Source organism: Rhizobacter sp. (assembly GCF_035702065.1).
In the GTDB taxonomy this organism is placed as follows: Bacteria; Pseudomonadota; Gammaproteobacteria; order Burkholderiales; family Burkholderiaceae_C; genus Rhizobacter.
The window spans coordinates 1-15539 of record NZ_DASSRA010000481.1 but is presented as its reverse complement, the minus strand read 5'-3'; the positions used below and the strand labels follow the sequence as shown (position 1 = coordinate 15539).

The 15539-nt window shown below is 68.0% G+C and carries 15 protein-coding genes; 14 read left to right on the top strand and 1 reads right to left on the bottom strand.

The genetic code is table 11. The features are described from left to right. Nucleotides 1–29 precede the first annotated feature (29 nt). From VFL64_RS21370 to VFL64_RS21310, 13 genes are all read left to right on the top strand, one after another. Nucleotides 30–470, top strand: a complete 441-nt coding sequence (locus VFL64_RS21370; RefSeq protein WP_489542402.1) for a MerR family transcriptional regulator — start codon at nucleotides 30–32, stop codon at nucleotides 468–470. A gap of 21 nt (nucleotides 471–491) precedes the next feature. Beyond that, nucleotides 492–1670 carry an isovaleryl-CoA dehydrogenase gene (locus VFL64_RS21365; RefSeq protein WP_489542401.1) on the top strand — a complete coding sequence of 393 codons (1179 nt, stop codon included), beginning with the start codon at nucleotides 492–494 and terminating at the stop codon, nucleotides 1668–1670. A 9-nt stretch (nucleotides 1671–1679) separates the two neighbouring features. Beyond that, nucleotides 1680–2351, top strand: coding sequence for a carbonate dehydratase (gene can, locus VFL64_RS21360; RefSeq protein WP_489542400.1), 672 nt, complete (start codon nucleotides 1680–1682; stop codon nucleotides 2349–2351). Nucleotides 2352–2356: 5 nt separating this feature from the next. Further along, complete coding sequence (gene aceK / locus VFL64_RS21355) at nucleotides 2357–4279, top strand: bifunctional isocitrate dehydrogenase kinase/phosphatase (protein ID WP_489542414.1); 1923 nt, start codon at nucleotides 2357–2359, stop codon at nucleotides 4277–4279. A 10-nt stretch (nucleotides 4280–4289) separates the two neighbouring features. Next, on the top strand, nucleotides 4290–5471 hold the full coding sequence (locus tag VFL64_RS21350) for an acetyl-CoA C-acyltransferase (protein WP_489542399.1): 1182 nt from the start codon (nucleotides 4290–4292) through the stop codon (nucleotides 5469–5471). A gap of 121 nt (nucleotides 5472–5592) precedes the next feature. Beyond that, entirely contained in the window at nucleotides 5593–5898 is a 306-nt protein-coding gene (locus VFL64_RS21345; RefSeq protein WP_489542398.1) for a GIY-YIG nuclease family protein, read from the top strand. After that, nucleotides 5895–6560, top strand: a complete 666-nt coding sequence (locus tag VFL64_RS21340) for an SDR family oxidoreductase (protein WP_489542397.1) — start codon at nucleotides 5895–5897, stop codon at nucleotides 6558–6560. The genes VFL64_RS21345 and VFL64_RS21340 overlap by 4 nt, the downstream gene beginning before the upstream one ends. Nucleotides 6561–6564: 4 nt before the next feature. Further along, nucleotides 6565–7644, top strand: coding sequence for a histidinol-phosphate transaminase (gene hisC, locus VFL64_RS21335; protein ID WP_489542396.1), 1080 nt, complete (start codon nucleotides 6565–6567; stop codon nucleotides 7642–7644). Next, nucleotides 7631–8761, top strand: a complete 1131-nt coding sequence (locus VFL64_RS21330) for an acyl-CoA dehydrogenase family protein (RefSeq protein ID WP_489542395.1) — start codon at nucleotides 7631–7633, stop codon at nucleotides 8759–8761. The genes hisC and VFL64_RS21330 overlap by 14 nt, the downstream gene beginning before the upstream one ends. A gap of 7 nt (nucleotides 8762–8768) precedes the next feature. Next, nucleotides 8769–10853, top strand: coding sequence for a DUF2868 domain-containing protein (locus tag VFL64_RS21325; RefSeq protein WP_489542394.1), 2085 nt, complete (start codon nucleotides 8769–8771; stop codon nucleotides 10851–10853). Between the two features lie 139 nt (nucleotides 10854–10992). Then, entirely contained in the window at nucleotides 10993–12108 is a 1116-nt protein-coding gene (locus VFL64_RS21320) for a TRAP transporter substrate-binding protein (RefSeq protein WP_489542393.1), read from the top strand. A 45-nt stretch (nucleotides 12109–12153) separates the two neighbouring features. Next, nucleotides 12154–12813, top strand: a complete 660-nt coding sequence (locus tag VFL64_RS21315) for a TRAP transporter small permease subunit (protein ID WP_489542392.1) — start codon at nucleotides 12154–12156, stop codon at nucleotides 12811–12813. Next, nucleotides 12810–14726, top strand: a complete 1917-nt coding sequence (locus VFL64_RS21310) for a TRAP transporter large permease (RefSeq protein ID WP_489542391.1) — start codon at nucleotides 12810–12812, stop codon at nucleotides 14724–14726. The genes VFL64_RS21315 and VFL64_RS21310 overlap by 4 nt, the downstream gene beginning before the upstream one ends. Before the next feature lie 25 nt (nucleotides 14727–14751). Here the strand turns inward: VFL64_RS21310 and VFL64_RS21305 are convergent, their stop codons facing one another. Then, nucleotides 14752–15147, bottom strand: a complete 396-nt coding sequence (locus VFL64_RS21305; RefSeq protein WP_489542390.1) for a hypothetical protein — start codon at nucleotides 15145–15147, stop codon at nucleotides 14752–14754. 123 nt (nucleotides 15148–15270) lie between these two features. Here VFL64_RS21305 and VFL64_RS21300 point away from each other — a divergent pair. After that, the coding region (locus tag VFL64_RS21300; protein ID WP_489542389.1) for a rhodanese-like domain-containing protein at nucleotides 15271–15539 on the top strand (269 nt) is incomplete at its 3' end.

Here is a 15539-nt window from a genome sequence, read left to right as displayed (position 1 = left end):
ACGTCAATTGAAGCCCATTGTAGGTAGCCATGCCCGCCGCTGCTGTCACTCAGGTATCACCGCCTTCCGGCCCCACCTTCACCATCGGCGAGTTGGCGCGCGAGTTCGATCTCACCACCCGCGCCATCCGCTTCTATGAAGACTGCGGCCTGCTGCAGCCGCAGCGCAAGGGCCGCAACCGCATCTACACGCCGCGCGACCGCACGCGGCTCAAGCTCACGCTGCGCGGCAAGCGGCTGGGGCTCACGCTGTCCGAGGTGAAGGAGCTGGTCGACATGTACGAGTCGCCGCGCGACACCCATGCGCAGCTGACCAAGTTCCTCGCCGTGCTGGGCGTGCACCGCGCCCAGCTCGAGCAGCAGATGGCCGACCTGAGCGTCACGCTCGACGAGGTGCGCACCCACGAAAAAGAGGCCAGGCGCTTGCTGGCCGAGAGCGGCAAGCGAGCCGCCGACAAGAAGACTGCCTGAACCCTTTCCCCTGGAGACACCATGAACCTGCCCGGCCTGGACTTTCAACTCGGCGACGACATCAATGCCCTGCGCGACGCGGTGCGTGACTTCGCGCAAGCCGAGATTGCCCCGCGCGCTGCCGAGATCGACAAGAGCGACCAGTTCCCCATGGACCTGTGGCGCAAGATGGGCGAGTTGGGCGTGCTGGGTGTGACGGTGGGCGAGGAATACGGCGGCGCCGGTCTCGGCTACCTGGCCCACATGATCGCGATGGAAGAGATCAGCCGCGCCTCGGCCAGCGTGGGCCTCTCCTACGGCGCGCACAGCAACCTGTGCGTGAACCAGATCAAGCGCAACGGCAACGAAGCGCAGAAGAAGAAGTACCTGCCCAAGCTGATCAGCGGCGAGCACGTGGGCGCGCTGGCCATGAGCGAGCCGGGCGCTGGTTCCGACGTGATCAGCATGAAGCTGAAGGCCGAGGACAAGGGCGGCCACTACCTGCTCAACGGCAGCAAGTTCTGGATCACCAACGGCCCCGACGCCGACACGCTCGTGGTCTACGCCAAGACCGAGCCCGAGCTGGGCGCGCGCGGCGTCACCGCCTTCTTGATCGAGAAGGGCATGAAGGGCTTCTCCATCGCGCAGAAGCTCGACAAGCTCGGCATGCGCGGCAGCCACACCGGCGAGCTGGTGTTCAACAACGTGGAGGTGCCGGCCGAGAACGTGCTGGGCACGCTGAACGGCGGTGCCAAGGTGCTCATGAGCGGCCTCGACTACGAGCGTGCCGTGCTCGCCGCCGGCCCCATCGGCATCATGCAGGCGGTGATGGACAACGTGGTGCCCTACATCCACGACCGCAAGCAGTTCGGCCAGAGCATTGGCGAGTTCCAGCTCATCCAGGGCAAGGTGGCCGACATGTACACCGTGCTGCAGGCGGCCCGCGCCTTCTGCTACACCGTGGGCAAGAACCTCGACCTGCTGGGCAGCGAGCACGTGCGCCAGGTGCGCAAGGACTGCGCGAGCGTGATCCTGTGGTGCGCCGAGAAGGCCACCTGGATGGCGGGCGAAGGCATCCAGATCTTCGGCGGCAACGGCTACATCAACGAATACCCCCTGGGCCGGCTCTGGCGTGACGCGAAGCTCTACGAAATCGGCGCGGGCACCTCGGAGATCCGGCGCATGCTGATCGGCCGCGAGCTCTTCGCCGAGACGATGTAAGGTGCACCCATGACGACCGAACTCAAAGAACTCTTCGACAACAACCTGCGCTGGGCACGCGACACCGAGGCGCGTTCGCCCGGCTTCTTCACCAGCCTGCTCAAGCAGCAGGCGCCTCAGTACCTGTGGATCGGCTGCGCCGACAGCCGCGTGCCGGCCAACGACCTGGTGGGCCTGCTGCCGGGTGAGCTGTTCGTGCACCGCAACGTGGCCAACGTGGTGGTGCATTCCGACCTCAATTGCCTGTCGGTGATCCAGTTCGCCGCCGACATGCTCAAGGTCAAGCACATCATCATCGTCGGCCATTCCAACTGCGGTGGTGTGGCGGCCGCCCTGCGCGACACGCGCGTCGGGCTGGCCGACAACTGGATCCGCCACGTGCAGGACGTGCGCAACCGCCATCAGGCCTGGCTCGACACGGTCGATGAGTCGCAGCGCGTGAATGCGCTGGTGGAACTCAACGTGGTGGAGCAGGCGCTCAACGCCTGCCAGACCACCGTCGTGCAGGACGCCTGGCAGCGCAAGCAGGAGCTGGTGGTCCACGGCTGGGTCTACGGCCTGCACAACGGTCTGCTGCAAGACCTGCACTTCACCGTCTCCAGCGCCGAGGAAACCCACGCCGCCTACGAGAAGGCGATTGCCGCGGTACACGCCCGCTACGCACCGAAGGGCGCCCGCTGATGCGCATGGCCGTCTTCCCGCAGGAGCTGACCGACCTGCGTGCCTTCGACATCGCCAACGCGATGCTCGACGGTTTCGACCGCCACTACACGCTGTTCCGCCAGGCCAGCGCGGAGGCGAAGGCGCGCTTCGAGTCTGCCGACTGGCACGGCCAGCAGCGCGCGCAGCGCGAGCGCATCGAGTTCTACGACAAGCGGGTGGACGAGGCGGCCGAGCGCCTGCAGACCGAGTTCAAGGCCAGCACGCTCTCGATGAACGTGTGGCAGCAGATCAAGCTGCACTACATCGGCCTGCTGACCAACCACCACCAGCCCGAGCTGGCCGAGACCTTCTTCAATTCGGTCACGACCAAGATCCTGCACCGCAGCTACTTCCACAACGACTTCATCTTCCTGCGCCCGGCCGTCAGCACCGAGTACATCGAGAACGAGGAGCCGGCCGCTGCCCCCACCTACCGCGCCTACTACCCCACGAAAGAGACGCTGCGCGACACGTGGATGCGCCTGGTGCACAACTTCCAGCTCAAGCGCGAGTTCGAAGACCTGGGGCGCGACATCGACCACGTGCTCAACGCCGTGGCGCGCGAGCTGGGCGACTTCCGCCCGCGCGCCAACTTCCAGATCCAGGTGCTGAGCTCGCTCTTCTTTCGCAACAAGGGCGCCTACGTGGTCGGCAAGATCATCAACGGCTTCAAGGAGACGCCGTTCGCGCTGCCCATCCTGCACACGGCGCCGCCGGCGAAGGGCCGCCCCGAGGCGGCGGCAAGCCCCTCGGGGGCCGGCGCCAACGGCGCCTTGGGGTCGTCATCGGGTGGATTGCTGACGATCGACACGGTGCTGTTTGGCGAAGACGAACTGCAGATGCTCTTCAGCTTTGCGCGCGCCTACTTCCTGGTCGACATGGAGATCCCGTCGGCCTACGTGCAGTTCCTGCGTTCGCTGATGCCGCGCAAGCCGCGCTCGGAGATCTACAACGCGCTGGGCCTGCAGAAGCAGGGCAAGAACCTCTTCTACCGCGACTTCCTCGCCCACCTGCGGCACAGCAGCGACAAGTTCCGCATCGCGCCCGGCATCAAGGGCATGGTGATGCTGGTGTTCGACCTGCCCTCGTTCCCCTTCGTCTTCAAGGTGATCAAGGACTTCTACCCGCCGCAGAAGGAAACCACGCGCGAGATCATCAAGAGCAAGTACCTGCTGGTGAAGACCCACGACCGCGTGGGCCGCATGGCCGACACGCTGGAGTACAGCAACGTGGCCTTCCCGCGCCACCGCTTCGAGGATTCGCTGGTCGAGGAACTGCGCCACTTCTGCCCCAGCCTGCTGGAAGAAGACGGCAACGACCTGGTGATCCGCCACGTCTACATCGAGCGGCGCATGATCCCGCTCAACATCTACCTGCACGAGGCCGAGCCCGACCGCATGGCGCATGCGGTCATCGAGTACGGCAACGCCATCAAGGACCTGGTGGCCGCCAACATCTTCCCCGGCGACATGCTGTGGAAGAACTTCGGCGTCACGCGCAACGGCAAGGTCGTGTTCTACGACTACGACGAGATCGAATACCTCACCGACTGCAACTTCCGCAAGGTGCCCGCGCCGCGCAACGAGGAAGAAGAGATGTCGGGCGAGGTCTGGTACCGCGTCGGCCCGCGCGATGTGTTCCCCGAGACCTTCGGCCCCTTCCTGCTCGGCAACGCCGCGGTGCGCGACGTCTTCCTCAAGCACCATGCCGACCTGCTCGACGCGAGCTTCTGGCAGGGCCACAAGGAGCGCATCCTCGCCGGCCATGTGCACGACGTGTTCCCGTACGAGACGTCCAAGCGCTTCAAGAACCAGCGGCGGTTGCAAGGCCCGCCGCACCACGGCGCCGAACGCCGCGCGGTGCCGCGCGGCGACAACGCCTCGTTCACCGACAACAGCCTTGCCTAGGAGTACCGCCATGTCCACCGATTCCATCGTCATCGTGTCCGCCGCTCGCACGCCCATCGGCGGCATGCTGGGTGACTTCAGCAACCTCGCCGCCCACCAGCTGGGTGCGGTGGCCATCAAGGCCGCCATCGAACGCGCCGGCGTGCCCGGCGATGCGGTCAACGAGGTGCTGATGGGCAACTGCCTGATGGCCGGCCAGGGCCAGGCACCCGCGCGGCAGGCCGCGCTGGGTGCCGGCTTGCCGCAGTCTGCGGGCGCCGTCACCCTCTCGAAGATGTGCGGCTCGGGCATGCGCGCCATGATGTTCGCGCACGACATGCTCAAGGCCGAGAGCGCCGACGTGATGGTGGCCGGCGGCATGGAGAGCATGACCAACGCGCCGCACCTGATGTTTGCGCGCAAGGGCGTGCGCTACGGCGCCACCCAGATGTTCGACCACATGGCGATCGACGGACTGGAAGATGCCTACGACCGCGGCCGTGCGATGGGCGTGTTTGCCGAGGAGTGCGTGGCCAAGTACCAGTTCACGCGCGAGGCGCAGGACGCGTTTGCGATCGCCTCGACCACACGCTCCAAGAAGGCGAACGAAGACGGCAGCTTCGACTGGGAGATCGCACCCGTCACGCTGCCGGGCAAGGCGGGCGACACGGTCATCAAGTTCGATGAGCAACCCTTCAAGGCCAAGCTCGACAAGATCCCTGGCTTGAAGCCCGCGTTCAAGAAAGACGGCACCATCACCGCGGCCAATGCCTCCAGCATCTCGGACGGCGCGGCGGCGCTGGTGCTGATGCGCGAGTCCACCGCGAAGCAGCTCAAGCTGCAGCCGGTGGCGCGCATCGTCGGCCACAGCGTGCACGCCCAGGCGCCGGCCTGGTTCAGCACCGCACCGGTGGGCGCCATCGACAAGCTGCTCAAGAAGACCGGCTGGGCCGCGAAGGATGTGGACCTGTGGGAGGTGAACGAAGCCTTTGCCGCCGTCACCATGGCGGCCATGCACGAGTTCAAGCTGTCGCACGAGATCGTCAACGTGCATGGCGGGGCGTGTGCGCTGGGGCACCCGATTGGGGCGAGTGGGGCGCGCATCGTGGTGACGCTGCTGGGGGCGTTGCGGAAGTACGGCAGGAAGCGTGGCGTGGCGGCGCTGTGCATCGGCGGGGGCGAGGCGACGGCGCTGGCGGTGGAGTTGGTGTGACGCGTGCACCGTGCGGAGCACGGCTTCGATACCTCAGCCCGAACGGGCGGAGTGTGTTCGTGAGTCTTCGCATGCCCCCAACCGTTCAGCCTGAGGTATCGAAGGCCCGCTCGGAACCCGCATGAGCTTCTTCACCTACATGCTCCGCTGTGCCGACGCTTCTTACTACGTCGGCCACACCGATGACCTCGACAAGCGCATCGCCGAACACCATGCGGGAACCTATCCGGGTTACACCCGGCATCGCCGGCCTGTGGTTCTTGTCTGGTCGCAAGACTTCGCTTCGCGCGAGGAGGCTCTGGCCGCCGAACGCCAGATCAAAGGCTGGGCCCGCGCCAAGAAAGAAGCCCTGATCCAAGCCGACTGGCAAGCCATCCAACAACACGCCTGGGGCACCCGCCACCCCATGCCCTCCCACCTCGCATGAACGTCCTCATCCTCGGCGCCTCGCGCGGCATCGGCCTCGAGTTCGTGCGCCAGTACCGCGCCGAGCGCGCCGCCGTCACCGCCACTGCGCGCTCCGAAGAAGGCCTGCAAGCCCTGCGTGACCTCGGCGCCACCGCCATCGCGCTGGACGTCGCCAGCGCCGTCAGCGCTTCCGGCCTCGCCTGGCAGGTCGATGGCTCGGCCTTCGACGTGGTGGTGGTCTGCGCCGGCGTTTACGGCCCGCGCACCAGTGGCCTGCAGCCGCCCACCGAAGCCGACTTCGACACCGTGATGCACACCAACGTGCTCGGCCCCATGCGCGTGATCCCGCAGGTGGCCGATGCGCTCGCGCCGGGTGCGAAGCTCGTCGTGTTGTCTTCACGCATGGGCTCGATCGGCACGCGTTCGTCGACTGGCGGCTGGTTGTACCGCGCCTCCAAGGCGGCGGTGAACTCGGTGCTGAAAGACGCTTCGATCGCGCTGCAGGGCCGGGCCACCTGCATCAGCTTCCACCCCGGCTGGGTGCGCACCGACATGGGCGGCGAAGGCGCCACCCTGGAGGTGGGCGACAGCGTCGGCCACATGCGCCGCGTCATCGCCGGGCTCACGCCGGCCGACAACGGCCGCTTCTTCGACCACGACGGTACCCCCATCCCCTGGTGACCCCATGAGCAACTACTGGAGCGACATCGTTCATCGCCTGACACCCTACGTGCCGGGCGAGCAGCCGCAGGTCAGCGGCCTCGTCAAGCTCAACACCAACGAGAACCCCTACCCGCCCAGCCCGCGTGTGCTGGAGGCCATCCGCGCCGAGACCGGTGAGGGCTTGCGCCTCTACCCCGAGCCCACCGGCAAGGCCTTGCGCACGGCGGTGGCGCATCAGATGCAGCTCACACCCGAGCAGGTGTTCGTGGGCAACAGCTCCGACGAGGTGCTGGCCCACGTCTTCATGGGCCTGCTCAACCACGGCCCGCGCGTGCTGCTGTTTCCCGACATCAGCTATGCCTTCTACCCGGTGTACTGCGGGCTCTACGGCATCGCGCACCGCACCGTGCCACTGGATGTGCAGCTGGGCCTGGCCATCGACGACTACCTCGCGCAGCCCGATGCCGGCGCCATCATCTTCCCCAACCCCAACGCGCCCACCGGCCGCGCGCTGCCGCGCAGCGAGATCGCGCGCCTGCTGGCTGCACGGCCCGACGCCGTGGTGGTGATCGACGAGGCGTATGTCGACTTCGGCGCCGAATCGGCCGTGCCTTTGATCGCCGAGCACCCCAACCTGCTGGTGGTGCAGACGCTCTCCAAGTCGCGCTCGCTGGCCGGCCTGCGTGTGGGCTTCGCGATGGGCCAGGCGCCGCTGATCGAGGCGCTCACGCGCGTGAAGGACAGCTTCAACTCCTACCCGCTCGACCGGCTGGCCACGGCCGGCGCCATCGCGGCGATGCAGGACACGGCCTACTTCGAGCAGACGCGCCAGGCGGTGATCGCCAGCCGCGAGCGTCTCGCTACTGCACTGCGCGCGCTCGGCTTCGAGGTGCTGCCTTCGCAGGCCAACTTCCTCTTCGCGCGCCACCCGGCGCACCGCGGCGAGGCTCTCGCCGCCGCCCTGCGCGAGCGCCACATCCTCGTGCGCCGCTTCAACCAGCCGGCGCGCATTGCCGACTACCTGCGCATCAGCATCGGCACCGACGCGCACTGCGAGGCCCTGGTGCAAGCCCTCAAGGAGCGCACCCATGCTGCTGTCTGAAGACCACCGCGCGGTGCAGGACGCCGTGCGCGCCTACGTGCAGGACCGCATCGCGCCCTTCGCCGCCCAGTGGGACAAGAGCTGCCACTTCCCCGCCGATGAACTGAAGGGCCTGGCCGCGCTCGGCTGCTACGGCGTGGCCGTGCCCACCGAGTGGGACGGCGCCGGCCTCGACTACCTGAGCCTCGCGCTGATCCTGGAAGAGATCGCTGCCGGCGACGGCGCCACCTCCACCATCGTGAGCGTCAACAACTGCCCGGTGTGTTCCATCCTGATGGCCTGGGGCAACGACGCGCAGAAGGAGCAGTGGCTCAAGCCGCTGGCGCGTGGCGACATGCTCGGCGCCTTCTGCCTCACCGAGCCGCACGTGGGCTCGCAGGCCGACGGCCTGAAGACGACGGCGGTGAAAGACGGCGACCACTACGTGCTCAACGGCGTCAAGCAGTTCATCACCAGCGGCAAGACCGGCGACGTGGCCATCGTGATGGCCGTCACCGACAAGAACGCCGGCAAGAAGGGCATCAGCGCTTTCCTCGTGCCGACGAAGACGCCCGGCTACACCGTGGCGCGGCTCGAAGACAAGATGGGCCAGCACGCGAGCGACACCGCGCAGATCCTGTTCGAGAACTGCCGCATCCCCGCCGCCAACCGCCTGGGCGACGAAGGGCAGGGCCTGAAGATCGCGCTCTCCGGGTTGGAGGGCGGGCGCATCGGCATCGCGTCTCAATCGGTGGGCATGGCGCGCGCGGCCTTCGAGGCGGCGCTCAGGTACGCGAAGGAGCGTGTGGCCTTCGGGCAACCGATCTTCGAGCACCAGGCCGTGCAGTTCCGCCTGGGTGAGATGGCCACGCAGATCGAGGCGGCGCGCCAGCTCATCCACCACGCCGCGAGCTTGAAAGACGCCGGCCAGCCCTGCCTGAAGGAGGCGGCCATGGCCAAGCTCTTCGCGAGCGAAATGGCCGAGCGCGTGTGCTCGGCGGCGATCCAGATCCACGGCGGCTACGGCTACGTGAGTGACTTCCCGGTCGAGCGCATCTACCGCGACGTGCGCGTGTGCCAGATCTACGAAGGCACGAGCGATGTGCAGAAGATCCTGATCGGCCGCGCGCTCGCTTGAGCCTGGAATGACCGAACAGGAAGCCCGCCAGGTCCTGCTGCTGCAGGCCCACGAAGGCGACAGCGCCGGCAAACACTGGTCGACGGAAGACGGCCTGTGGGCCACGCGCCAGGCCGCCGCGGTGGTGGGCGAGCAGGCCACGCCCGAGCGCTTCGTCGTCGCGCGCGCGGCCATCGCCTTGCAGCGCCTGCTGCCGCGCGATGCGTCAGCGCAGCGCTGGCTGGAGCGCCGCGCCTGGCACCCGGCGCTGGTGTGGCTGGGTGGCCTGGCCGGCTTCGTGGCGGGCGTGGTGGTCGACCGGCTCGGCCCGCCCGAGCACGTCAACCTGCTGGCGCCCGCCGTGTGGGCGGTGGTGTTGTGGAACCTGTGCGTCTACCTGGCCTCGGTGCTGCGCTGGCCGGGTGGGGTGGGCAGTGCGCTCGGGCCCTGGCTCTCGCGGCGCGGGCGCGGTGCGGACCTGTCGGCCTCGCTGCTGTGGGCGCGCCATGCCGCACCCTTGTCGATGAAGCGCGCCGCGCTGGTGCTGCATGTCGCGGCCGCGATGCTCGCCGCGGGCCTGGTGGCCGGCCTCTACCTGCGCGGCCTGGTGCTCGACTACCGCGCCGGCTGGCAAAGCACCTTCCTCGACGCACCGGCCGTGCAGTCGCTGTTGAACGTGCTGCTCGCACCGGCCAGCTGGCTCACCCACATCGCCATCCCCGACGTGCTGCCGCTGCGTCTGGGCCCGGGTGCGCCGGCCCAGGCGACGGCGGCGCCCTGGATTCACCTTTACGCGACCACGCTGGTGCTGTGGGTGGTGCTGCCGCGCCTGGTGCTGGCGTGGTGGAGCGCGTGGCGTGCCGAGGCCTTGTCGCGCCGCTTCCCGCTCGCGCTCGACACGCCGTACTTCACCGCGCTGCACCCGCTGATGCAGCCCGGCGTGTCACGTGTGCTGCGGCTGATGTGGGTGGCGCCGGCATCGCTGGCTTCCGTCACGCTGCTGGGTCACGCCGTGCCGGCAGAGATCGCCGAGCCCATGCCCTTGTTGCGCAGCGACGAAGGCGACGAGCTGTTGCTGGTGCCCGCCTCGGCTGAACCGATGGCCGAGGTGTCGTGGCGCGCGCGCGTGTCGCGGTGGTGGGCTGGCTGGCGTGACACGTCCGAACCGGCCCCGCAGATCGATGCGGTGTTGCTGGTCACTCCCGCGGAAGGACCCGCGCCCGAACGCGCGAGCGCGCTGCAGCGGCCCGTGCTGGTGCTGCGCGATGCCGACAGCGCATCGCCGCCCGCATTGCCGCTGCGCCGACTGGCCGATGGCTGGCTGCCCGAGGGGCGCTTGTGGAACGCGTTGCGCCCGCTGCTGAATGGCGATGCGCGCGTGCAGCGCCTGGCGGCGACGTGGGAAGCACGCCAGCAGGCGCTGCGCGACGCAGGCATCGACGAGATCGCGCAGACCCTGGCCCGCGTGGCCGCCGCACGCGAGCCCATCGCCGAGCCGGGCCGCCTGTTGCGCGGTGCGCGCGACGAGATCGATGCGGCGCGCGAGGCGGGTCGCACGGCGCTGCTCGCGTCGCTGGATGACGAACTCACCGCGCACCGCGCGCGCCTGCTTGCCTTGCTCGGCCGCACAGGCGAAGCGCTGGCCGAAGCGCCGCGTGTGCCCGGCGCCGAGGTTGCGCTGCGCAAGCGCGTGGTCGAGGGCCGTGCCGCCGTGGTGGGCGGTCTGCTCAGTGGCGCGGCGGCCGGCCTCAAGGCCGATGTGCTGAGCGGTGGTCTCACGATGGGCGCAGGTGCCTTGGCCGGCGGCCTGCTGGGGGCGCTCGGCGCGCGCGGCCTCAACGTGCTGCGCGGCACCGACCGCAGCCACGCCACCTGGGACGAGACGGCCTTGCAGGCCATCGCCGTGGCCTTGCTGCAGCGCTGGGCGCAGATGCTTGTCGGCACGGCGGCATCGGATGCGATGCAGCGTGCCGTCGACGATCGGCGCGCGGACCTCGCGCGCGCGTGGGGCTGGAGTGGCCCCTCGGATGACGCGCTGCGCAAGACCGCCGCCGCCTTGCGCGCGCCGCTGGGCGCTGCCTTCGTGCAGGCCCTGGGTGAACCCGCGGCATAAGTAATTTCCACAGCGCGTGCAGCGCACATTCCGCGGGTTTGTTCCAGCAGCACGCGTGCGTGCTGTCCCTACGATAGAAATCCGCTCCCACCTCAAGGGCGCACCCGGGTCGATCGAACCACCTCGAAGGAGACATCACGTGACTTCCCCTGCACCGCAACGTCGCCGCTTCCTCAAACGTGCCTCCGTCGCCGCTGCCGGCGCCGGTGCGCTGGCCACTCCGATGGTGTCGAACGCGCAGACCACCTCGCTGCGCTTCCAGAGCACCTGGCCCGCAAAAGACATCTTCCACGAGTACGCCAACGACTTCGCCAAGAAGGTCAACGACATGGCCGGCGGACGCCTCAAGATCGAGGTGCTGCCCGCGGGCGCCGTGGTGCCGGCCTTCCAGCTGCTCGAAGCCGTGAACAAGGGCACGCTCGACGGCGGCCACGGCGTGGTGGCTTACCACTACGGCAAGAACTCCGCGCTTGCGCTGTGGGGTTCCGGCCCGGCCTTCGGCATGGACCCGAACATGGTGCTCTCGTGGCACTACTACGGCGGTGGCCGCGCCCTGCTCGAAGAGATCTACAAGTCCATCAACATGGACGTGGTCTCGTACCTGTACGGCCCCATGCCCACGCAGCCCTTCGGCTGGTTCAAGAAACCCATCGCCAAGGCGGCCGACGTGAAGGGCATGAAGTTCCGCACCGTCGGCCTGGCGGTCGACATGTACACCGCCATGGGTGCGGCGGTGAACCCGCTGCCCGGTGGCGAGATCGTGCCCGCGCTCGACCGCGGCCTGATCGACGGCGCCGAGTTCAACAACGCCTCCAGCGACCGCACGCTGGGTTTCCCCGACGTGGCCAAGAACTGCATGCTGCAAAGCTTCCACCAGAGCGGCGAACAGTTCGAGATCCTGTTCAACAAGGGCAAGCTCAGTGCGCTGCCGGCCGAGCTGCATGCCATCGTCGACTACGCCGTGCAGGCGGCCAGTGCCGACATGAGCTGGAAGGCCATCGACCGCAACTCGCAGGACTACAACGAGCTGAAGAAGGCCGGCGTCAAGTTCTACAAGACGCCCGACGCCATCCTGAAGGCGCAGCTCGATGCGTGGGACGACATCATGAAGAAGAAGGGCGGCGAGAACCCGCTGTTCCAGAAGGTGCTCGACTCGCAGAAGGCTTTCGCGCAGCGGGCCAAGGCCTGGCAAAACGACTACATGGTCGACTTCAACATGGCCTACAACCGCTACTTCGGCGCGAAGAAGGGCTGACCGGCGCAGCCCGTGGCCCCGGCGCAAGCCGGGGCCGGCCACCGAATGAACATCCAACAACTGCTCCACCTCGCCGACCGCATCAGCACCTGGGTCGGCAAGGCCTTTGCCTGGCTGATCGTCGCGCTGATGCTCGTGGTCTGTGCCGAGGTGTTCAAGCGCTACGCGCTGAATGCCCCCACGGCGTGGATCTACGACATCAACAACATGATGTACGGCACCCTCTTCATGATGTGCGGGGCCTATGCGCTGGCGCACGACGCCCATGTGCGCGGTGACTTTCTCTACGGCAGCTTCAAGCCGCGCACCCAGGCCTCGCTCGACCTGGTGCTCTTCATCGTCTTCTTCCTGCCCGGCATCGGCGCGCTCACCTGGGCCGGCTGGGACTACTTCAACACCTCGCTGGCCATGCGCGAGCAGACCTTCAACGCGACGCCGCTGCCCGTGTACCCGTTCAAGTTCGTGATCCCGGTGGCGGGCGCCGTCGTGATGCTGCAGGGGGTGGCCGAGATCATTCGCTGCGTGGTGTGCCTGCGCACCGGCGAGTGGACGCCGCGCCTGAAGGACGCTGACGAGATGGACGTGGTGGAAGAGCAGCTGGCGGGCAGCACCTACGTGGACGACGCGGCGCGCAAGGAAGCCATCGAGCGCGCCAAGGACATCGATGACGCTGCGCGCCAGCGCAGCCGGGACCACCTCACATGAGCAACGCCGCGCTTGGTTTGACCATGCTGGGCCTGATCGTGGTCGTGATCATGCTCGGCTTCCCCACCGCCTTCACGCTGATGGGCCTGGGCATGTTCTTCGGCTTCATCGCCTTCTACGTGCCGGGCGAGGCCTGGCTCGACAACAAGGTCTTCGACCTGATGGTGCAGCGCGCCTTCGGCGCCATGACCAACGAGACGCTGCTCTCCATCCCGCTCTTCGTGCTGATGGGCTACGTGATGGAGCGCGGCGCGCTGGTCGACCGCATGTTCCACGCGGTGCAGCTCGCCTTCCGCCGCGTGCCGGGTTCGCTGGCGGTGGCCACGCTCATCATCTGCACCTTCTGGGGCATTGCCAGCGGCCTGGTCGGCGCGGTGGTGGTGCTGATGGGCGTGATCGCGATGCGGCCCATGCTCAACGCCGGCTACGACACACGGCTCGCGGCCGGCGTCATCACGGCGGGCGGCACGTTGGGCATCCTGATCCCGCCCTCGGTGATGATCATCGTGTACGCCGCCGTGGCCGGGCAGTCGGTGGTCAAGCTCTACGCCGCGGCCATGTTCCCCGGCTTCTTCCTCGCCTTCCTGTACCTCATCTATGTGATCGGCTGGGCCATGCTGAGCCCCAAGATCGCGCCGCGCCTGCCGCCGGAGAAGCAGCGCGCCGAGATCACGCCCTGGGTGGGCCACATCGCGGCGCAGTACTCGCCGCGCATGCTGCCGGCCCTGTTGGCCGCCCTGGTCTCGCCCGGGCGCGCGCTGCACGCCAGCTTCGAGGGCGTGACGACGAGCTGGTGGCGGCTGCTGCGCCTGCTGGGTGCGGCACTCACGCCCTTGCTGCTGGCGGTGGTCACCATGGGCACCGTCTGGTGGTACGTGACCATCTATTCGCAGAAGGACAGCAACGCGGCGGCGCCCGCGGCGGTCGAGCAGGCTGCGCCTGCCGAACGCGCGTCGAGCCTGCAGGAGCCTGCACCCGCGGGCGGGCTGCAGGAGCCGCCGTCTTCTTCAGAGGGACTGCAGGAGCCGCCTGCGTCGTCCGACGGCGTGCAAGAGCCGCCCGGCGCGGCGCCGTCTTCTGCGCCAGCCGCCGGCGGCGACAGCCTGCAGGCGCTGGGCGAGCCGGTGGCCGAGCACGGCCCGCCGCCGGTGCCCGACACCTTCTACCTCTCGTTCGCGCTCACCTGCGCGGCCCTGGCGGCGATGCTCGCCTGGTACTACTGGCGGCTCGATGCCGAAGGCTTCGAGATCCTGCGCATGCTGGTGTCGTCGGTGGCGCCGCTGGGCATCCTGACCTTCGTGGTGCTGGGGGTGATCCTCTTCGGCATCACCACCGCCACCGAGTCGGCGGCGGTGGGCGCGGCGGGCGCCTTCCTGATGGCCTTGCAGGCCGGCACGCTCAACTGGAAGCGCACCAAGGAAGCGGTGTTCCTCACCGCCAAGACCACTGCCATGGTGTGCTGGCTCTTCGTGGGCTCGGCGCTCTTCTCGGCGGTGTTCGCGCTGCTCGGTGGCCAGGCGGTGATCGAGCACTGGGTGATGGGCATGAACCTCACGCCGCTGCAGTTTCTGCTGCTGTCGCAGGCCATCATCTTCGTGCTGGGCTGGCCGCTGGAGTGGACGGAGATCATCGTGATCTTCATCCCCATCTTCCTGCCGCTCCTGGCGCACTTCCAGATCGATCCGCTGCTCTTTGGCACGCTGGTGTTCGTCAACCTGCAGGCGGCCTTCCTGTCGCCGCCGGTGGCGATGTCGGCCTTCTACCTGAAGGGCGTGTCGCCGCCGCACGTGACGCTGAACCAGATCTTCGCGGGGATGATGCCTTACATGCTCATCGTCATCCTGTGCATGGTGTTCATGTACCTGTGGCCCGGTCTCACGCTGTGGCTGCCCAGCTACCTGTACGGCGGGTGAGCGGCGGCTGAGCGGCGGCTGAGGTTCAGAGGGCCTCCCATTCGGGCAGGCAGTGCCGGGCCAGCGCGGTCACCCACGCCGGCTCGGTGGGGTCGAAGGCCAGGCCGAACGCCGGGCTGACGAGAAAGCGTGCGCGCCAGAACGACTGCGCGTCCTGCGCCTGCACGAACATCTGCAGGTTCTCGAACGGGATGGCGAGCGTGCCCAGGTGCAGCACCGGTGCGGCGATGGTGATCTCTTCGAGCCGGCCGCTGTCCTGGAAGCGCAGCACCACGTCGCCATAGTCCATCTCGTTCAGGCCCACCTCGTTGCGCCGCGCGGCCAGCGGCTCACCGCGCTGCTTGAGCAGGTCGCCGCGCTGCAGCGAGAAGGCATAGCCGGCCATCGCGAGGTAAGGGTCGAGCCGGACGGGGCGATCCATCGGGCAAGTCTAGGCGGCCGATCGTTGGCGCGCATTGACTGCGGGCCCTTGTGGGGCAATGGCAGGCGTGTACAAATGGAGCCGGCCCTGGTTGGAGAAAGGGCGCATCTGAGGAGCCACGCCATGAAGAAGACCGCCAAAGCCCTGGTCGACGAGGCCATGGGCCGCGTCACCACCTACACGGTGGAACAGGCCCGCGCGCTGCACGGCCAGCCGGGGGTGCAGTTCGTCGACGTGCGCGACGTGCGCGAGCTGGAGCATGAAGGCGCCATCCCCGGTGCCTTCCACGCGCCGCGCGGCATGCTCGAGTTCTGGGCCGACCCCGAATCGCCCTACCACCGCCAAGAGCTGGCGCAGGACAAGGAGTACGTGCTCTTCTGTGCGCTGGGCTG

Bases quoted from the DNA above. Each gene is read 5' to 3' on its own strand.
- VFL64_RS21370 (WP_489542402.1), top strand. From the start codon at position 30: ATGCCCGCCGCTGCTGTCACTCAGGTATCACCGCCTTCCGGCCCCACC.
- VFL64_RS21365 (WP_489542401.1), top strand. From the start codon at position 492: ATGAACCTGCCCGGCCTGGACTTTCAACTCGGCGACGACATCAATGCC.
- can (WP_489542400.1), top strand. From the start codon at position 1,680: ATGACGACCGAACTCAAAGAACTCTTCGACAACAACCTGCGCTGGGCA.
- aceK (WP_489542414.1), top strand. From the start codon at position 2,357: ATGGCCGTCTTCCCGCAGGAGCTGACCGACCTGCGTGCCTTCGACATC.
- VFL64_RS21350 (WP_489542399.1), top strand. From the start codon at position 4,290: ATGTCCACCGATTCCATCGTCATCGTGTCCGCCGCTCGCACGCCCATC.
- VFL64_RS21345 (WP_489542398.1), top strand. From the start codon at position 5,593: ATGAGCTTCTTCACCTACATGCTCCGCTGTGCCGACGCTTCTTACTAC.
- VFL64_RS21340 (WP_489542397.1), top strand. From the start codon at position 5,895: ATGAACGTCCTCATCCTCGGCGCCTCGCGCGGCATCGGCCTCGAGTTC.
- hisC (WP_489542396.1), top strand. From the start codon at position 6,565: ATGAGCAACTACTGGAGCGACATCGTTCATCGCCTGACACCCTACGTG.
- VFL64_RS21330 (WP_489542395.1), top strand. From the start codon at position 7,631: ATGCTGCTGTCTGAAGACCACCGCGCGGTGCAGGACGCCGTGCGCGCC.
- VFL64_RS21325 (WP_489542394.1), top strand. From the start codon at position 8,769: ATGACCGAACAGGAAGCCCGCCAGGTCCTGCTGCTGCAGGCCCACGAA.
- VFL64_RS21315 (WP_489542392.1), top strand. From the start codon at position 12,154: ATGAACATCCAACAACTGCTCCACCTCGCCGACCGCATCAGCACCTGG.
- VFL64_RS21310 (WP_489542391.1), top strand. From the start codon at position 12,810: ATGAGCAACGCCGCGCTTGGTTTGACCATGCTGGGCCTGATCGTGGTC.
- VFL64_RS21305 (WP_489542390.1), bottom strand. From the start codon at position 15,147: ATGGATCGCCCCGTCCGGCTCGACCCTTACCTCGCGATGGCCGGCTAT.